Genomic DNA, 19146 nt, shown 5'->3' on the forward strand with positions numbered 1-19146 from the left:
ATGTCTTGCGGATGACCGCCTGCGAATCTCGGCGCACGAAGGGCGCCATCGAGCCATTCAGGCGCGCCAGCGCATGGATCTTCTGGTCCGGGTCGATGACGATCTTCAGGATCTTGCCGGACGGTGTGCCGAGCACCTCGATCTTGGCGCCTCCGGCGAGGCCGAAAAGACCCTCGTCGGGCAGCACCAGGCGTACCGTCTTGCCGGGATCGAACAGCTCGCGCAGGGCCTCGGCCTTGATCAGACTCAACAGGAAGAGCACCAGCACTGCCAGCACGGTCGCGCCGAGCAGGCTGCGGTAACGGCGGTTCTCGTTGGATTTGTTCACGCGCTAGCTTCCAGCTGGAGCAGCCGGCTGCCGGCGATCCGGTAGCGCCGGTCGGCAGAAATCCCGGGCTCCTCTAGCAGGCTGCGCTTGTGCGTGAACCAGATGATGGCGCCGCGGCGGCGGCGCACCTGCTGCACGGCATTGATCAGCGGCGCGAAGGTTCTGCTTTCGGTGGTTTCGATTGGCTGCTCGAGAACGACCAGCTTCGGGCGTCCCAGGAAGGCCCGAACGCACGCTGCGCGTTCGAGATCGGACTCCGAGCACTGATGCGGCAGCAGGGTCGGGATCCCCGGCAGGCCAAAGCTCAGGGCGAGCTCGCTGGCCCTCTGGCGGATGATTTCTTCGGCCAGGACGGTCTGATGGCGCAGCGGAAGAAGCAGGTTTTCCATCACCGATCGGTTCTCCAGCCAGTTTCCACCGCTCATGACCCTGCCGATACAGCTGCGTAAGCGGCAGGCTTCGGCTGCATCGAGGTCGGCCCAGGCGACGCCCAGGAAGCGCACCTGGCCGGCACCGGCCAAGCCGAGCAAGGCATCGGCCAGCGCCGCGCTCTGCCCCGTCGTCGGCGAATGCACCAGGTGCAGTTCGCCGGCTTGCAGGCGCAGGTCGTCGACAAGTATCGAACCACCCCGGGGCGACACGACGGACAGACCGGCGGTCTCCAGGATCGGGGGGCCTGCGGCCAGGTCGTCGGACTCGCGCATCTACAATACCGTCGACACGGCTATCCCGATCAGGAGCGTCGCCAGCAGCGAGTACATGAAGGCCGTCGGCAACGCCCGGCGCACGCCGAGGGCACTCGCTTCGACCCTCAGTCCATGCCAGATGGCCACGTAGCCGATCACGAAACCGGTGAGGGTCGGTTTGACGACCAGCAGCAGATGATCGCCCAGAGTCATCCTCGACAAGACCGCATCGGCAAACTCGACCAAGGATAGCGCGGTGAGACCGGCCAAGGAAGCGGCGAGATAGCCCGACCAAAGTGCGGTATGGAGGAAGATCGTGGTCAGCGCGAACAAGGCCAGTGCCGAGGCGAAGCATCGCGGAATGGCGAGAAAGTCGGTGGCGTCAATGCCGAAGGACTCGAGCATGCGGATTTGCCCGTTGACTGTGAGATGGCCCACCTCGTCGAGCATCACCGAACCACTGCGGCCGATCACGATCAACGCCGTGACGATGGGCGAGAGCTCGCGGATCAGCACCAGCACCAGAAAGTCGCCGATCGATCCCTGCTGTCCCGTCACCCGCAGCCAATAGATGATCTGCAATACCAGGCCCAGACCGACCAGCAGGGCGGTAAGCATGACTGCGGGAATGGCGCACACCCCCGTGAAGTAGAAGAAACGCTCGAACTCCGTCCACATCGTCCGGCGCCAGTTGCCCGGTGCCAGGCCGCGTGTGAGGGTCGCGGTCAGGTCCCCGGTGAACAGAAAGACGTCCGTCGTCATGTCGATGATTCGCTGCCCGAAGCGGCCGAGCAGATTTGGCCGCTCTGCCGTGGGCGCCTCGACCATGGGCAAGCCATTGGCCGGCGGCTTCACAGGCGACCTCCCAGGAGGTAGGTGGAGAATTCCCCGACGTCTTCGAGATAATGATGGCCGCGCAGTTGAAACAGATAGCGGTCGTGCAGCGCCTCGTAGACCGACTCCGTCGTATGAATCGTTCCCGGTGGGGCGGAATCGGCCATCGCGTAGGCCATGCGTGCGGCCTCACCCCAGAGGTTGAACGAGCTTTCCTCGCGGTCGATCAGGCTGCCGGTCGCCGGTCCCAGGTCCATGCCCAAATGAAAGGCCGAGGGGGCATGCTGTTCAGCGAACAGGCGCTCGCAGGCGGCCTGCGCGGCCAACGCAAATTCGGCCAGGCAGACGGTTGCGTGATCGACGTCCGCGGAAGGATCGGCGGCAGCGACCACCCGATCAGTGAGAAATTTGAGGTAGGCCACGCCGTGTTGCGAGGCTGCCGCGTCGATCTGTGCGAGGAGGCGGGCTATCGTCGATTCGCCGGAGCGGTCGTCGGCCGATCGGGCCAGGGCCAGCGCGTCGCTGAAGCGCAGCGATACGAAAGCCAGCTGATCAATGCGCTGCACATCGTCAGCTCGCACCGGGTGCGCACCGTCCGGGAGCGTCGCGGCAAAGGCGGCAGTACGGCGTGCGCCCAGCCTGGCGTCGATGTTCAATTCCTGAACGGGCGCTTCGGTGCGCGGCGCCACTTCGCTGTCATGTGCCTTCGCCTTGCCGGCCGGCGGCATGGCCACCACCGCGCCAGCCGTAGCGCTGGCTGCCTGGCGGATGGCCATCAGATTGGCGATCGCCCGGGCAAACCGCTGCACCTGGTTCGGCCACTCGCTGCGACGGCCGTCCTCGAGCCAAAGGACGCCGGTCACCCGGCCGTCTACCTTGAGGGGCACCGACAGCAGGGCCTGGCAGCCGAGCGGGGCGAGGTAGTTTCGGTACAGCGATACGAGGCGTGCGTCGTCGCTGCTGGCGACGTCGCCGACCGCGTTTTCGCTCTGCAGCCATTCCAAAAGACCGGGATGTTCCGATCGATCCAGCGTTGCGCCATCCGTATGGCCCTCCGTCTGCTGGTCAAAGCTGTCGAGACAGACCAGCGCATCGCCAGCCGGTGCGAGCTGCCACAGGCTGGCGCGGCGCACGCGAGACGAACGCGCGACAGCCTCGGTTACCAGTGCGAGGCCATTGGTTCCGCTGTCCTCGAACAGCGTCGACTGCGCCGCCAGCATGCCGAAGGCCTCACCCTGCGCGTCGAGCTGCGCCTGACGCTCGAGGATGGAAATTGCCTCCTGGTCGGCGCGCAGCCCCTGGCGGACCACGAGCCCGGCGAGCCCGCCTGCCAGGGCGATGACCGCCAGGCCCATGCCCAGCGTGTCGCGTACATTCTCTGCAACGAAGCCGACGAAATCGTCCTCGGGGACGATCATCAGGATCGACCAGTCGTGCGGCAGCAATTGGTTGAGCGACGACGTCGAGCTGATGTAGCGGCGGCCGGCCATCTCGAAATCGTGGCGGCCGTGCCCTTCGACGCGGTAGCGGTCAAAGGCGCGGCTCACCACCGGGTCGCCGATGTCATCGACCCGCAGCAGTCGCAATTCGCCACCGCCATCCTTGCTCACCAGCGGCTTGCGCGGGTGCGCCATCACCCGCCCCTGGTCGTCGACGATCAGCGCGAGGCCGCTCTTGCCGATGGCGAGTATGGCGAGAAAGCGACTGAGGCTTGCCAGTTCGACGTCGGTACCAACCACCGCAACCAGATCCCCGTCCGTATTCAGATAGGGCAGCGACGCCGTGATGCCCGCGGCGCTGGTGGTGAAGAAGAGGTAGACGTCGGTCCACAGAACAGGTCCTTGCTTTTCGCGGCACCGACGAACCAGGGTCGCGCGCGCGGATCGTAGCCATCCCAGGGGGCTTGCTCGTCGGACAACACCTCGCCCTTTGCGCCATGGCGCGTCAATTGCATCACGGGGGCGTCCTGCGCACCATGCGGGCGGCGGATGGTCTTGGTTTCCAGTCCGCGCTGTTCACCATCCTGATAGCGCCGCACCATGAAGAACTCGCCGGCCGGGCTACCGATGAACACGCTGGTGAACTGCGGCGTGTTGTCAAGGATTCCGCTCGCCACCTTCTCGGCGAGTTCGCGCCGCACGCTCAAGAGGTCCTCGTCGGCGAGCAGGTCGCGGGTAAAACGGACGACACCCGGGATGGGTCCCAGGTAGGCACCAACCTCTGTTTCGATGCGGCTTTGCAGGTTGCCGATGACGCCTTCGGACAGAGCCAGGGCATCGGCACGCATGAACCTGAACTCGTGAATCGCGTTGCCGATCAGTGCGGCCAGCAGAATGGCGACCACGGCGACGGGCAGCCAGATGCGAAGGCGCCGGCGTCGGGTGACCGCCTGGACCTCCTCGAAGGCAATCGCCTGGTTCGTTGTTGTCGTGCGCCAACCCGCCAAGAAACCCTCCACAGTGGAAATGCCCTGTCGTTTCCCGTGACTGATCCGCGGGAGCTGAAGCGATCAGTCACGCGGCAATTGCCGCGAAACGACCAGGCTCCCGTTCGACGCCAGGCTTACCCGCAAAATACCGCATTTCCGCCCCTTCGCGCTGGTCGGCGGCATGGTCTCGTCGACGGTGTTGACGCTGTGCGTCATCCCGGCGCTGTATGCGTTGGTGAAGCAGTGGCAGCTGCGCCGCGACCTGGCGAAAGCGCCAGTGCTGGCGTGGAGCGAAAGCTGATCTGTGCGGCCGCCTTCGCTCCGTGCCGCACCCGCCGGGCGGATGGCCTTATTGAATACCGGCCTTGCGCTGCTCGAGCCGCACATAGGCGGTGATCTGGGCGACGTCGTCGGGGCTCAGGCCGGGAACGGGTGCCATGTCGCCGAACTTCCAGTGATGCGCACGACTCCCGTTCTTCACCGCCAGCTGGAAAGCGGCGTCGCCGTGATGCGAGGGCTCGTAGATCTTGCTCAGCATCGGCGGCCCCTTGTCGCTGCCTTGCAGATTGGCGCCGTGGCAGGAAGCGCAGTTTTTCTCGAACAGGGTCTTGCCGGCTGCCGGGTTGGGCATCAGCCCGGGGCTCGGCTGTGGCACTGGCATGTCTTGCGCCGCGACCGGCAGGCTGATCGCCGCCGCGACGATCAGCAGCGCGAGCAGGCAAAGCTGCAGGCGGGTGTCGCGACGGGGCGCAGGAATTGCCAGCGATCGATTTGGTGTCTTGTTCACTTATGCGCTGCCTCGCGGGTCGTCATGGCTGCCGGCACCTGGCGGCGGGGCCGAACAGCACGAAGGGGGTTTCGCCCTGGCGTGCGCTTCGGCATTGGCTTGTCGCCAGGAGCGAAAGCTGGCCAGGAGTCGTTTCAGCCAGGGAATCATAAGCTTACTTCGCCTGGCTGCCGTGCATTCCCGGCGTCATCGGCATCCCTTGCTGACCCTGCATGCCCATTTTTCCTTGGCCACCGGCCATCGGGCAGCCAGCACCGAAGTCTTTCATCATCGCCTGCATGTCGTCCATTTGCGCCGCCATCATCGGCATGCGCGCTTCACCTTCAGTCTGCTGCAGGGCGTGCATACGAGCCTGCATGGCTTGCATGCGGGCCTGCATCTGAGCGGGTGGCGGCTGCGTTGGCGCAGCTTTTTCGGCAGCCAGCAAGGCGACCGGCGCGCTCAGCGCGGCGGACAAGGCGATCATCAGGATATTGCGGGACAGTGTTTTCATGGCCATTCCTTTGCTGGGTGAGTGCTTCGTCGTGGGAACTTCATCACGTTCGCCAGTATCGACGATCGATACCGACGAGAATCTGACGTGGGAATGACATTCTTGTCATGCTGTTTCCGCCAGCCCCGCCAATGCTTGCGCGGTCGCTTGTTTCGTCAGGACTGGCTGCCCGCCACCAAGCGCCGGTGGCGCCGGCCAGCGCAGGTGACTGAAGCGTAATCCTGCGGTCATCTCCTCGTCGGGGGGCGACCGGCACCATGGGCGACGTCGATGGCTGCCGCCAAGCGACAGAAGCCGTGCGTCAGCCAACAGGGGTACCCTGGAAAGGATTGCCATGGACACGAAACCACGGTCGGGCGGGCACGACCATCATCATCACCTGCCCGAGCGTTCGCATGCAGCACACAGCCAGCACGGCTCACACAGCTCACACAGCTCAAACGGCTCAAACGGCTCAAACGGCTCAAACGGCGATCACACGGTGGTGGAGTCCGCGACGGTGAAGGATCCGGTCTGCGGCATGTCCGTCACGCTTGGCGCGGGCAAGCCGAGCTTCGAGCACGACGGGAGGACCTGGCACTTCTGCTCGCAGAAATGCCACGACAGGTTTGCGGCGGACCCGGCGCACTACCTGAGCGGCACGCACAAGAAGCAAGCGCCCCGGGCACCCGCAGGCACGCAATACACCTGTCCGATGCACCCCGAAATCGTCCGCGATGCCCCGGGCGATTGCCCGAAATGCGGCATGGCGCTCGAACCGATGGGCGTCCCTAGCGGCGACGAAGGCCCCAACCCCGAGCTGGTCGACTTCCGGCACCGTTTCTGGATCGCTGCCGTGTTGACCGTTCCCCTGCTGGTGCTGACCATGGGGCCCTTTCTCGGTCTGGGCTTCGCACGCGATTTGCTCGGTGAGCGCACGGCGCAATGGGTTGAACTGGTCCTGAGCACGCCGGTGGTCCTTTGGGCCGGCTGGCCGTTCTTCGTTCGCGGCGTGAAATCGGTCGTCAATCGCAGCCTCAACATGTTCACGCTGATCGGCCTGGGTGTTGGCTCGGCGTATCTCTTCAGCATCGTCGCGGTCCTCTTCCCGGGCTTGTTCCCGGACGGCTTTCGCGACGCGCAGGGGCATGTGGGCGTCTATTTCGAAGCCGGTGCGGTGATCGTCGTCCTGGTCCTGCTCGGTCAGGTGATGGAGCTCGGTGCGCGCGAGCGCACCGGCTCGGCGATCCGCGCGCTGCTCGACCTCGCTGCGAAGACGGCGCGCGTGCTCCGTGCCGATGGACGCGAGGAGGAAATCCCGCTCGAGGAAGTCGTCGTCGGCGACCATGTGCGCGTGCGGCCGGGCGACAAGGTGCCGGTGGACGGCGTGGTGATCGATGGCCGATCTTCAATCGACGAGTCGATGCTCTCGGGCGAAGCGGTAGCGGTGGAAAAGGTCGCCGGTGACCCGGTCACCGGGGCGACGATCAACGGTACTGGTTCACTGATCGTCGAGGCCAAGCGGGTCGGCGGCGACACCGTGCTCAGCCAGATCGTCGACATGGTCGCCAACGCGCAACGCTCGCGCGCGCCGATCCAGAAGCTCGCCGATTCGGTCGCCGGCATGTTCGTTCCGGCGGTGATCGGCGTCGCCATCCTGGCATTCATCGCCTGGGCGGCCTGGGGACCGGCGCCGGCGCTTTCCTATGGACTGGTCGCGGCCGTGGCCGTGCTGATCATCGCCTGCCCCTGCGCGCTCGGCCTGGCGACGCCGATGTCGATCATGACCGCCACCGGACGCGGCGCACAGGCCGGCGTGCTGATCAAGAACGCCGAAGCGCTGGAGCGCTTTGCCAAGGTCGATACGCTGATCGTCGACAAGACCGGAACGCTGACCGTCGGCAAGCCAAAGCTGGTCGCAGTGCTGCCCGCTGCCGGACACGAGGAAGGCGAGGTATTGCGCCTGGCCGCTAGCCTCGAACGCGGTTCCGAACACCCGCTCGCCGAGGCCATCGTCAGCGCTGCCGAAGAGCGTGGCGTCGAACTGGCCAGCGCCGAAGAATTCGAGGCGCTCACCGGCAAGGGCGTCAAGGGCGTCGTCGACGGCCAGGCTGTCGCGCTCGGCAATGCCGCGCTGCTCACCGAACTGGGGCTGGATGGCGGTGCCTCCGGTGCGTTCGTCGAGGCAGCAAACGCTCGCCGCGACGAGGGCGAAACGGTGATGTTCGTCCTCATCGGCAGCGAAATCGCCGGCCTGGTGAGCGTCGCCGATCCGGTCAAGGAGACGACGCTCGAAGCGCTCAAGGCGCTGCACGCAGAAGGCCTGAAGATCATCATGGCCACCGGCGACAACGAACGTACGGCGCGTGCCGTTGCCGGGCGTCTGGGGATCGACGAAATCCGTGCCGACGTACTGCCCGCGGATAAGGCGCGGATCATCAAGGAATTGCAGGCCAAAGGCCACAAGGTGGCGATGGCCGGTGACGGCGTCAACGATGCGCCGGCACTGGCGCAGGCCGACGTCGGCATTGCCATGGGCACCGGCGCCGACGTGGCCATCGAGAGTGCCGGCTTCACGCTGGTCAAGGGTGACCTCAACGGTATCGTGCGCGCACGCCGGCTTGCCCGGGCGACCATGCGCAACATCAAACAGAACCTGTTCTTCGCCCTGGTCTACAACGCCGCTGGCGTGCCGGTGGCCGCGGGCATTCTGTATCCCTTCCTGGGCATCCTGGTGTCGCCAATGTTTGCCGCCGCGGCGATGAGTCTGTCGTCGATCTCGGTGATCAGCAACGCCCTGCGGCTGCGCAGCGTGCGCCTTGAGTAGTGGTCGCCTCGACAGGCTCTGAAACCACGGGCAATGGTGAGGTGCAGAGGTGGCACCCCATACGGACAACCCGAGTTCGACACTTTCCGCGTGCCAAGCGCATAAATGACGCCCCAAGGCTTGCAAAAACAATGCGTTAGTGTTTTGCCGGAAATGGCCATGTAGTGACACGTTATTTCCTTTAGGCTATTGCCTATAGGTTTTTTGGGCGCTACAGTAGCGACATGTTCGTAAAGATCACCACGTCGGGGCCGCGGCGCTACGTGAAGCTCGTCGAGGCCTACCGCGACGCGGGCGGCGTCTCTCGCCAACGAGTCATCGCTACCCTCGGGCGGATCGAAGCCGTGCGCGCCGGCGAAGCCGACTCGCTGGTCAATGGCCTGTTGCGCGCAGCAGGCAAGCCGTCCCTTGAAGAGGGCACCGGTGACGTGTCCTTCGCGCCGGCGCTGTCGGTCGGCGACACCTGGCTGCTTACCGCCCTGTGGCAGGAACTGGGCTTCGCCGATGCCTTCCGCCGGGTATTGCGCAACCGCCGCCAGTTCGACGCCGAGCGCTTGTTGCGGGTGATGGTCTTCAACCGCCTGTGCGATCCGGAATCGAAGCTGGGCATCCTGCGCTGGCTGGAAGGCACCCGCGTTCCCGAAGTCGCCACCGAGTCGGTCACCCATCAGCATCTGTTGCGCACCATGGATACGCTGGCAGACTGCGCAGAGACGATGAATAAGGTCCTGGCCGGTCTTTTGCGCCCCTTGATCGACCAGGAGTTGTCGATCGTCTTCTACGATCTGACGACGATGCGTACCGAAGGCGGCACCGAACTCTCTGGAGAGGTTCGACGCTTTGGCCTGTCGAAGGATGGCGGGATCGTGCGGCAGGTCATGCTGGGGGTGGTACAGACCGCCGAAGGCCTGCCGATTCATCACGAGGTCTTCGCCGGTAACAGCGGCGAGACGACGACACTGGTGCCGACGATCGAGAAGGTCCTGGCGCGCTATCCGATCAAGCGGGTGGTGCTGGTTGCCGATCGGGGCTTGCTCAGCCTGGACAATCTGGAAGCCATCCGCGCGATCCGGGTGGGCGGCCAGCCACTGGAATTCATTCTGGCCGTTCCGGCCCGCCGCTATGCGGACTTCGATACCGTGCTGGCCGAATTCCATGAGCAGCGCTGCCGATCAGCGACCGAAGAGGTCGTCGGTGAAATGGAATGGCAGGGCTTTCGTCTGATCGTCGCGCACCGCCCCGACGTCGCCAGCGAACAGGGTCAGGCGCGGGATGAACGCATCGCGGCGCTGGAGACCGACGCGGCAAGGTGGGCGGGCAAGCTCGACGGCCAGGATTCCGGCCAGACACACCGTGGCCGGAAGTTGTCGGATGCCGGCACGACGGCGCGGTTTTACCGCGCTGTCACAGAGGCACACCTGGCGAGCATCATCAAGGTCAATCTGTCGGCGGAGGTATTCACCTACGACATCGACCAGCGTGCTTTGAGCCGTGCGCGCATGATGGATGGCAAGCTGATCCTGGTCTCGAACATGCCGGATCACACGCCGGCCGAGATCGTGGCGCGCTACAAGGCGCTGGCAGACATTGAACGCGGCTTCCGTGTCCTGAAATCGGAGATCGAGATCGCGCCGGTCTTCCATCGCCTGCCGAACCGGATTCGCGCGCACGCCTTGATCTGTTTCCTGGCGCTGGTGTTGTATCGGGTGCTACGCATGCGCCTGAAAGCCAGGGATAGCCAGCTTTTGCCGGAACGTGCGCTGGAGATCGCGCGTCGCATCCAGTTTCACCAGATCACCTTGCATCAACGTCAGTCGGCGTCAGGCCTGTCGGCCATGACGCCACAACAGAAGGAGCTGTTCGAGACCGTCGCCCTGCCAGAACCGTCCGCCAAGCGTTTGTAGTGCCAATTTCACTTACGTGAATTGCGCATATTCAATGGCTTACGGGATTTAGTGTCGAACTCGGGGGACAAGGGATGAAGGATCAAGTCGTGACACGGTTGCTGCCGCCGGAGAGCCTGGCGATAGCGGCCTTGTCGCAAACGGTAGGGATCTCGGTAACGACGCTGGAACCTTGGCGGGGCGAGGCGCTGACCGAGCCCGCCCGCGAAGGCCAGCCGACTGCGGCAGCGCAGCAGCTGTCCCGGGTCTTCGCAGTCGGCCCGGCCCATTCGCGTGCTGGCGTGGGCCGATAAGCCGCCATCGCGCTTCTCCACCTCATCATCGCCTCGGAGCCTTCCGGCTCAAGGACACCTCGTCGGGGGACACGCGCAGCAGACGCCCGCTTCCCGTGGCAGCAGCGTCGCACGGTAATCGTTCACTCCCCTATGCCGCAGCCGGGATAGCAGGGAGCGCGGGAAGCTGTAAGCCTTTGCGAGCGGCAGCAATGACGGTGCCGAGGTACTGCCAGGCGGAGGTACCGCGGCGGCGACAGGTCTCGATGACACTGGCCAGGAGAGCGAAGGCGCGGGATCCCTCTTCGGAACGAGTGCCATGGCTGATGTAACGCGAAATGACCCAGTGTCGCAACGCCTGCTCGGCGGCGTTATTGGAGAGCGGCAGCAGAGGCTCCGCGAGCGGACGCAGGATGACTTTCCAATCGTAGAGGAATTCGCGCACGACACTGCGCAGCGCCGGATGCTCATCCATCTGATGCCCCTCGCACAGGTGCCTTAGCCGTTTGACCTCGGCGGCGTAGCGCTCGGGCAGCGCTTGCGGCGGCGGATCGAGCCGTGCCGCATAGATGGCCGCCATCAGCGCGGTCAGGAGACCTTCCATCTCCTGCCCAACCCGGGACACCCGGCCATCACTCGATTCGGCCAGCCCCCGCAGCTTGCGCATCAGGTGCGGCCAGCAGCGCAGGCGGTTTTCCCAGTTTCGGTAGACCCCGTAACGATCGCTGATGAGAATGCCGGTATAGCCGTCTTGCAGGGCGTTCTCAAGCATCTCCCGGGCGCGTGGGCCGATAAGGTACAGCACCGTAGAGGTGCTGACCAGCGCCCACAACCACAGCAGCACGCCGGATTCCGGCCACGACGTTTCATCGATGTGCAACTGCGCCACCTGCACGATCTCGGCCACCAGGGCGTCCTCCAGCGGGAAGCTGGCACGGCCGGCTTCCCGGATCGTCTCATCGATCACGCCGGTGCTCAGCGTCAGGTCGAAGACTTCCCGCAGGAGCTCGCGAATGCTCGCTCGCGACAGGCGCATTCGCAGCGCGAGCAGAACGATCACGCCGGCCAGGCGAGGACCCACCAAGCGCCATTCGCCCAGCTCAACCTTTTCCCACTGGGCGTCGGGCGGCGCCCGCCAGGGCATGGCCCGGCTGACGTGCCCGCAAGCGCAGCGCACTTCAAGCAGGCTGTGACGCGTGACGCTGAACATTAGCCCGATGTTGCCCTCGACTGGCGGCGCGATGTCGATCTCGTCCCAGGCGGTGTAAGCCTGCGACTCGGCATCCTCCGCCAGGACTTCACCACAAGCCGCGCAGTTCTCGGGTCGGTGCACGCAATGGTCAGTAACCGCCAGTTTCTGCGTGCGACCATGGCCCGGACTGCCACGTTGCTTGCCCGGCGGCTTTCCCGAACCCTTTCGGGGCGATGGGCGCTCGGTCACTGGCGGCGCAGTCTCTTGTGCCGGCGCCGGGCCCTCTGCCGTTTCGGCAGCACCGTCGGCAGCGCCAGCCTGGGCTGGCGCGCCTTTCGCCACGGCTGGGTCGCGCGCCGCCTTCTCCCACGGTGCCTTGGTGCTCGGCGGCCGCGAGATGTTGCCCGGGTTTTTATTCAGCTGATCCTGCAACTCCTTGACGTCTTGCAGCAGTCGCTTAGATACTTCCAGCAATAGCTCCGCCGGCAGCTTCTTCAGCCACTCGTCGTCCATCTGGAAAAGGTCATGCTTGCTCAGGCGCATCTCGTCGTGGCTGTCGTGTCGTCGTCATGGTCATGAATTATGCCGCAAAAGCATGGTGTTGGCGGCGTTTCTTAAGGGGGAGTGAACGGTTACTCCACATCGGTGATTCCGCTCGCCGTATCCTTCATTTCCTTGTCACGGAGCCCGACTGCTCACAGGCCAAGTTGGCTGTGCGAACCGAGGCGGACGAGCTGGAGTACGTTGTCGTCCGGTTTTCTGTAAATCAAGACCAAGTCGGGCTTGACGTGACAATCCCGGTGGTCCTTCCAATCCCCACTGAGCGAATGATCGTGGTGCTTGTCGGCCAGAACCTGATCATGGGCCAAGGCCGTGACGATGGCGACGAAGTCACTTTGCAGCGTTTGCCGGTGCGGTCCCTTGGTTTCGCGCTTGTAGTCACGCTTGAACTGGCCAGTGTGTTCAATCTTCCGCATTCAGGTCCGCCATCAGGTCCTCGACGGTGGCGAACGACTTCAGGCCACCATTGCGCGCCTCCTTCATCGCTTCGATAGTATCGATGTTCGGAACCAGTGGCTCGAACGGCAGTGCCTTCTCGCGTGCGACGCGGGTCAGCATGATGCGGAAGGCGTCTGACACGGTCAGCCCCATCGCTGCAAGCACGGCGGTCGCCTCTTCCTTAATGTGTTCGTCGATCCTGGCACGGACAACAGCATTCGCGGCCATGGTTTGATCCTCCAAGTATATGAGCCACATTGTAGCCCACGAGACGCCAGGACACATCCCTTGCGTGTTGGCCGGATGTCGGAAAACATCTGTTTCCCACACGAACGGCAAAGCGTCGCAAACAATGGTCTCGACAGGGCGAAGCGACGGCCGTGAGTCAGTCCGCGCTCAGCACTTGCGCCGCCGGCCGCGCCAGACTCCGCCGCAACTGCCACTGCTTGACCAGCGCATACAGCGCCGGAATCACGCACAGCGTCAGCACCGTCGACGACACCATGCCGCCGACCATCGGCGCGGCGATGCGGCTCATCACTTCCGAACCGGTGCCGCTCGACCACATGATCGGCAGCAGGCCGGCCATGATCGCGACGACGGTCATCATCTTCGGGCGCACGCGTTCGACGGCGCCTTCCATGATCGCGTGGTAGAGGTCGGCGGCGCTCGGATCGACGCCTTCGGCGCGGCGCCTGGCGGTGATCTCCTGCCACGACTGGTCGAGGTAGATCAGCATCACCACGCCGGTTTCGGCGGCGACGCCGGCCAGGGCGATGAAGCCAACGGCGACAGCGACGCTCATGTTGTAGCCCAGCCACCACATCAGCCAGATGCCGCCGACCAGCGCAAACGGCACCGACAGCATGACGATCAGCGTCTCGGTCAGGCGCCGGAAGTTGAGGTACAGGAGGACGAAGATGATCGCCAGCGTCAGCGGTACGACGAGGGCCAGCTTGGCCTTGGCGCGCTCCATGTACTCGAACTGGCCTGACCAGGTGGCGTAGTAGCCGGGCGGGAAAGTGACCTTGTCGGCGACGGCTTTCTGGGCATCCTTGACGTAGGAACCAACGTCACGATCGCGGATATCGACGAAGACGTAGGCGGCGAGCAGCGCGTTCTCGGTCTTGATTCCCGGCGGGCCATTGCGCAGCTCGATGCTCGCCAGTTGCCCGAGCGGGATCATCCCCGCCTGGCTCGGCACGAAGACCTCGTTGGCGATGCGCTGTGGATCGTCGCGCAGCGCGCGTGGGTAGCGCACGGTGACGTTGTAGCGCTCGAGACCCTCGACGGCGGTGGTCACCGTCGCGCCGCCGAGCGCGCTGGCGATCACCTGCTGGAAGTCGCCGACGGTGATCCCGTAGCGCGCCAGTTGCTCGCGCTTCGGCGTGATGTCCAGGTAATAACCGCCGGTGACCCGCTCGGCGTAGGCGCTCGACGTGCCGGGAACGTCCTTCACCGCCTGCTCGATCTCGCGGGCGACCTTCTCGATCACCGCCAGCTCCTTGCCGAAGACCTTGACGCCGACCGGCGTGCGGATGCCGGTAGACAGCATGTCGATGCGCGCCTTGATCGGCATCGTCCAGGAATTGGCCAGGCCGGGGAACTTGAGCGCGGCGTCCATCTCGGCGATCAGCTTGTCCACGTTCATGCCCGCGCGCCACTCCTTCTCCGGCTTGAGGTTGATCACCGTCTCGAACATCTCGATCGGCGCCGGGTCGGTGGCGCTGGCGGCACGACCCGCCTTGCCATAGACCGACTCGACCTCGGGGAAGGTCTTGATCACCCGGTTGGTGGTCTGCAGCAGGCGCGCCGCCTCGGTCACCGACATTCCCGGCAACGACGCCGGCATGTAGAACAGCGAGCCTTCGTTGAGCGTCGGCATGAACTCCGAACCGATGCGACTGGCCGGCACGACGGTGACCGCCATCACGACGCCCGCGAGCAGCAGGGTGACGATCTTGTTGCGCATCACGGCCAGGATGATCGGCCGGTAGACCCAGATCAGGAAGCGGTTCACCGGGTTCTTCTGCTCGGGCATGATCCGCCCGCGAATGAAGAACATCATCAGCACCGGCACCAGCGTCACCGACAGTACCGCTGCGCCGGCCATGGCGAAGGTCTTGGTGAAGGCCAGCGGGCTGAACAACCGCCCTTCCTGGCCCTCGAGGGTGAACACCGGCAGGAACGAGACGGTGATGATCAATAGCGAGTAGAAGAGTGCCGGCCCGACTTCCTTGCAGGCGCGGATCATCGTCGCCGCGCGGTCGTGTCTGGTCGCGTTCGGCGGCAGGTGTTCGAGTCGCTTGTGGGCGTTCTCGATCATCACGATCGCCGCATCGACCATCGCCCCGATGGCAATCGCGATACCCCCCAGGCTCATGATGTTCGAACCCATGCCCATCGTACGCATGGCGATGAAGGCAATCAGGATGCCGATCGGCAGCGTCAGGATGGCGACCAGTGCGCTGCGCACGTGCATCAGGAAGATCACGCAGACGGCGCCGACGATCAGGCTTTCTTCGAGCAAGGTCCATTTCAGGTTGTTGATGGCGCGCTCGATCAGCTTCGAACGGTCATAGACGGGAACGATTTCGGTCCCTTCGGGCAGGCCCGGCAGCAACTCCTCGATCTTGGCCTTGACGTTGGCGATCACGTCGAGCGCGTTCTGGCCGAAGCGCGCCATGACGATCCCCGAAACGACCTCGCCCTCGCCGTTGAGTTCGGTGATCCCGCGCCGCCCGGCGGGGACGATCTCGACGCGTGCGACGTCGCGCACCAGCACCGGCGTTCCGCCATCGCTCTTCAGTACCAGCGTCTCGATGTCGCCGACGCCCTTGAGGTAGCCGAGCCCGCGCACCATGTATTCCTTCTCGGCCAGTTCGACGACGCGCCCGCCGACGTCGCGGTTCGATTCGCGAATCACCTGCGCCAGACGCGCCAGCGAAACGCCATAGCTGGCCAGCCGGTGCGGGTCGACGATGACCTGGTACTCCTTGACGAAGCCGCCGACGCTGGCCACTTCGGCCACGCCGCCGGCCTTGGTCAGCTGGTAGCGAACGTACCAGTCCTGCACGCTGCGCAGGTCGGCCAGCGATTGATCCTTGCCGGTCAGCGCGTACTGGAAGACCCAGCCGACGCCGGTGGCGTCGGGCCCGATCTGCGGCGAAACGCCCTGTGGCAGGTTGCCCTGCACCGAGCTGAGGTATTCCAGGACCCGCGAACGCGCCCAGTAGATGTCGGTGCCATCCTCGAAGATCACATAGACGTAGGAGGCGCCGAACATCGAGAAGCCCCGCACCACCTTGGCTTTCGGCACCGCCAGCATGGCCGTGGTCAGCGGATAGGTGACCTGGTCTTCGACGACCTTCGGCGCCTGCCCGGCGTAAGGGGTGAACACGATCACCTGCACGTCGGAAAGATCCGGCAAGGCGTCGAGCGGCGTTTTCTTGACCGCGTAGATGCCGCCGGCGACGACCGCCAGGGTGGCCAGCAGGACCAGGAAGACGTTGCGCGCCGACCATTCAATCAGCCGATCGAGCATCTCAGTGGCCCTCGTGCCTGGCGGCGGCCTTCTCGATGCGGGTGATCACGAACTCACCATCGCCGCGGTCCTCGAACTCGAAACGGATCGCTGCGCCGGGCGGGACGCCCTTCGCCACCGCGGGACTCGCCAGCCCGAACTCCATGGTCATCGCCGGCCACTGCAGCGCCGGAATCGGCTCGTGCGTGACCGCCGCGGTGTTCGACGCGATATCCAGTGAGTCGATCGAACCCTGCGCCTGGTACCGCTTCGCCGCCGCTTTTTCCGTCGTTGCCGCCGCGGGCGCAGTGAAGGTCGACAACGCGGCCTTGAGGTTGCTTTCCGCGTCGATCAGGAAGTTGGCCGCGGTGACCACTTCGTCGCCGACCTGAATTCCTTCGAGAATTTCGACCGCGTCACGCCCGCGCAAACCGATCTTGACGGCTTGCGGTTTGTACCTGCCCTCGCCCAGCACGAGCAGGACCACCTGGCGGTCGCCGGTGTCGATCACTGCCGATGGGGGCACCGTCAGGCGCGCGGCCTTGCCCGCGGTGGCGATCTCGACGTGTGCGAACATGCCCGGACGCAGCATGCCGTCGTGGTTCTTCAGTTCGAGCCTGACCGGCGTCGTGCGTGTCGCGGTGTTGAGGGTCGGATAGAGGTAGGTGACCCTGGCGTCGAAGAGATGTCCCGGAAAGGCGTCGATGATCACCCGCGCGGCGTCTCCAGGCTTGACCTGGGCCAGATCACGTTCGTAGACGTCGGCGATCACCCAGACGGTGGACAGGTCGGCGATGCGGTAGATGACCGCTCCGGCCATGAAACGCATTCCCTCGACGGCCTTCTTCTCAAGCACCACGCCGGTGGCCGGCGACGAAAAGGTGACCAGCGCATTCTGCGAGCCGGCCGCGCCGGCAACCTTCCAGTTGCGCAACCGTTCGCGAGCGGCCTGCGCAAGACGGCGGGCGCCGTCGCGGGCCGCCGGATCGGCATTGCCGGCACTCTGCTCAAGTCTCTCGGCAATGCGCAACTCCTTCTGCGCGGAGACCAGCTCGGGGCTGTAGACGGAGAACAGCGGCTGTCCCTTGCTCACCGGGTCACCGGTGGCGCTCACCTGCAGCCGTTCGATCCAGCCTTCGAAACGCGGCGCGACATCGTGAATCCGGCGCTCGTCGACCTCCACCCGGCCAACCGTGCGCAACGCCGAGTCCAGCGTCCGTTCTTCGGCGCGCGCCGTCTTGACGCCGAGTGTCTGGACGCGCGCCGGGCTGACCTTGACGACGCCGCTGCCGTCGGGTTCGTCGTCCGCGTAAACGGCGATGTAATCCATGCCCATCGAATCCTTCTTCGGATCCGGCGAAGTATCGGGCAGGCCCATCGGGTTGCGGTAGTAGAGGACCTTGCGCTCGTTCTTGCCGGCGGACTCGCCGGGCGTGGCGCCTTGCGCACCGGCACTGGCGACGATTTCACCGCGGGTCACCGGCTGCCGACTGCCGGCCCAGTAGCCGGCAGCCAGCGCTGCGCCAATGGCGACCAGCGCCAGGATGAGCGTCAGAGTGCGGTTCACAGCGGTGCTCCCACGAGAAGTTCGAGTTCGGCCAGGCGAACGGCGGTTTCCACATCGGCGTCGAGCAAGGCCAGACGAGCGCGCAGAATCTGCCGCTCGGCGTCGATCAGGGTGTTGAAGTTGACCCGGCCGCTTTCGTAACCGGACTGGGCGGCTTCGAAAGTGGCGCTGGCCTGCGGCAACAAGGTGTGCTTCAGCAGGCGCGCCTTGTCGCGGCTGGCCTCGAAAGCGGCGAGCGTTTCGCCAAGCCGGCCGGCGAGACGGGTTTCAGCGGCCAGCACGCGCGTCTGTGCGGCATCCAGGCGGCGCTCGGCCTCTCGCTCCTGGGCGCGCCGGGATGATTGCTGCAGCGGAATGGTCACCCCGACCATCACTTCCCAGTTGTCGGGCGCGTTGTAGGGGCGGTTGTTGGTCAGGCCGACGGCGAAGTCCGGATAACGGTTCAGCCAAGTCAGTTCGCGACTCTTTTGCGCGGCAACAACGCCGAAACGTTCGCGTGAGACCTCTGGCGAGCGCGTGCGGATCTGTTCGAGCAAGCTCTGGTAGGAAATTCTGGCGGGGGCTGGCGGCAGTTGTGCGGGCTCGGCCAGCGGCGCATCGCCGTCACGCGCCAGCAGGGCGTTGAGCTTGGCAGCGTTGTCGCGCTTGCGACGTTCGGCTTCCACGAGATCGATCTTGACGCTGGTCAGTTCGCTCTGGGCCCGCAGGGCGTCCTGCTGCGGTACCAGACCGACGCCGTAGCGGGTCAGCACCAGCTGCTCGATGGCGTCGAGCAGCGACAGGGTCTCACGGAGGATGCGGATCTGGCCGGAGGCCTGGAACTGCCGGGCGTAGGCGGTCTTGATGCGGTTCTCGACCTCAAGCACGGTGCCATCCTGCAGGGTCTCGACCTGCTCGGCGAGCGCCTCGGCGACTTCACCGCGCAGCTCGCGCTTGCCCCAGAATGGCAGCGGCTGGACGACCCGGTAGCGGGTATTGCCGACCTGCCCGGGCAGCAGCGAAGGCGCGCGTCCGGAGTTCACGGTGTTGGTGAAGTCCATCAGTTCGAGTTCGAAGCGCGGATCGGGCAGTGCCGCAGCCGGCTCGACCCGTTCCCGTGCCGCTTGCGCCTCGAACTTGCGGACCCCCAGCTCGGGGTTGTGCTCGCGAGCGTAGCTCAGCAGGCCGCTGAGCGAAGCACCCAGCGGGGCAGCGGCCGGGCCTTGCGCGTAGGCCGGCACAGTGGGCAAGACAAGCGCCAGCAGCACAGTGCCGGCGACGGCAAGGCGTGAGGTCGCCGCGCGCGACGTGAAAAGCATCATCTGTCGGGAATCCGGTGAGCAGGACA

Annotated in this window: 14 protein-coding genes and 1 pseudogene; 2 read left to right on the forward strand and 13 right to left on the reverse strand. The window is 65.1% G+C overall.

The annotated features are described in order from the left end of the window. The 7 genes and pseudogenes from QZ634_RS10740 to QZ634_RS10770 all read right to left on the reverse strand — a co-directional run. Positions 1–328: pseudogene (locus QZ634_RS10740) on the reverse strand (hypothetical protein); the annotation flags it as partial. Next, positions 325–1032, reverse strand: a complete 708-nt coding sequence (locus tag QZ634_RS10745; RefSeq protein WP_291988217.1) for a hypothetical protein — start codon at positions 1030–1032, stop codon at positions 325–327. The pseudogene QZ634_RS10740 and the gene QZ634_RS10745, both read right to left, overlap by 4 nt. Further along, entirely contained in the window at positions 1033–1869 is an 837-nt protein-coding gene (locus QZ634_RS10750) for an ABC transporter permease (protein ID WP_291988219.1), read from the reverse strand. It abuts the gene before it with no gap. Further along, entirely contained in the window at positions 1866–3587 is a 1722-nt protein-coding gene (locus tag QZ634_RS10755) for an adenylate/guanylate cyclase domain-containing protein (protein ID WP_291988222.1), read from the reverse strand. Before QZ634_RS10755 ends, QZ634_RS10750 begins: the two co-directional genes overlap by 4 nt. Before the next feature lie 23 nt (positions 3588–3610). Beyond that, complete coding sequence (locus QZ634_RS10760; RefSeq protein WP_291988224.1) at positions 3611–4294, reverse strand: hypothetical protein; 684 nt, start codon at positions 4292–4294, stop codon at positions 3611–3613. A gap of 331 nt (positions 4295–4625) precedes the next feature. Continuing rightward, on the reverse strand, positions 4626–5063 hold the full coding sequence (locus tag QZ634_RS10765) for a cytochrome c (RefSeq protein ID WP_291988226.1): 438 nt from the start codon (positions 5061–5063) through the stop codon (positions 4626–4628). A gap of 154 nt (positions 5064–5217) precedes the next feature. Then, positions 5218–5556, reverse strand: coding sequence for a hypothetical protein (locus QZ634_RS10770; RefSeq protein ID WP_291988228.1), 339 nt, complete (start codon positions 5554–5556; stop codon positions 5218–5220). A gap of 334 nt (positions 5557–5890) precedes the next feature. Between QZ634_RS10770 and QZ634_RS10775 the strand changes: the two genes are divergently transcribed. Both QZ634_RS10775 and QZ634_RS10780 read left to right on the forward strand, forming a co-directional pair. Continuing rightward, the gene (locus QZ634_RS10775) at positions 5891–8362 is read left to right on the forward strand and encodes a heavy metal translocating P-type ATPase (protein ID WP_291988230.1); all 2472 of its coding nucleotides are present in this window, start codon (positions 5891–5893) and stop codon (positions 8360–8362) included. Between the two features lie 224 nt (positions 8363–8586). Beyond that, complete coding sequence (locus QZ634_RS10780; RefSeq protein WP_291988232.1) at positions 8587–10266, forward strand: IS1634 family transposase; 1680 nt, start codon at positions 8587–8589, stop codon at positions 10264–10266. 423 nt (positions 10267–10689) lie between these two features. Here QZ634_RS10780 and QZ634_RS10785 read toward each other — a convergent pair whose 3' ends face one another. The 6 genes from QZ634_RS10785 to QZ634_RS10810 form a co-directional block, all read right to left on the reverse strand. Further along, entirely contained in the window at positions 10690–12273 is a 1584-nt protein-coding gene (locus QZ634_RS10785) for an IS66 family transposase (RefSeq protein ID WP_291988234.1), read from the reverse strand. Positions 12274–12425: 152 nt separating this feature from the next. Further along, positions 12426–12707, reverse strand: a complete 282-nt coding sequence (locus QZ634_RS10790; protein ID WP_291988237.1) for a type II toxin-antitoxin system YafQ family toxin — start codon at positions 12705–12707, stop codon at positions 12426–12428. Next, positions 12694–12957, reverse strand: coding sequence for a type II toxin-antitoxin system RelB/DinJ family antitoxin (locus QZ634_RS10795; RefSeq protein ID WP_291988239.1), 264 nt, complete (start codon positions 12955–12957; stop codon positions 12694–12696). The genes QZ634_RS10790 and QZ634_RS10795 overlap by 14 nt, the downstream gene beginning before the upstream one ends. 157 nt (positions 12958–13114) lie before the next feature. Then, positions 13115–16273, reverse strand: coding sequence for an efflux RND transporter permease subunit (locus QZ634_RS10800; RefSeq protein ID WP_291988241.1), 3159 nt, complete (start codon positions 16271–16273; stop codon positions 13115–13117). A gap of 1 nt (position 16274) precedes the next feature. Beyond that, the gene (locus QZ634_RS10805) at positions 16275–17819 is read right to left on the reverse strand and encodes an efflux RND transporter periplasmic adaptor subunit (protein ID WP_291988243.1); all 1545 of its coding nucleotides are present in this window, start codon (positions 17817–17819) and stop codon (positions 16275–16277) included. Then, a complete protein-coding gene (locus QZ634_RS10810) occupies positions 17816–19120 on the reverse strand; it encodes a TolC family protein (RefSeq protein ID WP_291988245.1) in 1305 nt (434 codons plus the stop codon). The genes QZ634_RS10805 and QZ634_RS10810 overlap by 4 nt, the downstream gene beginning before the upstream one ends. Positions 19121–19146 lie beyond the last annotated feature (26 nt).

This window comes from Candidatus Accumulibacter sp. ACC007, assembly GCF_907163205.1.
GTDB lineage: Bacteria > Pseudomonadota > Gammaproteobacteria > Burkholderiales > Rhodocyclaceae > Accumulibacter > Accumulibacter regalis.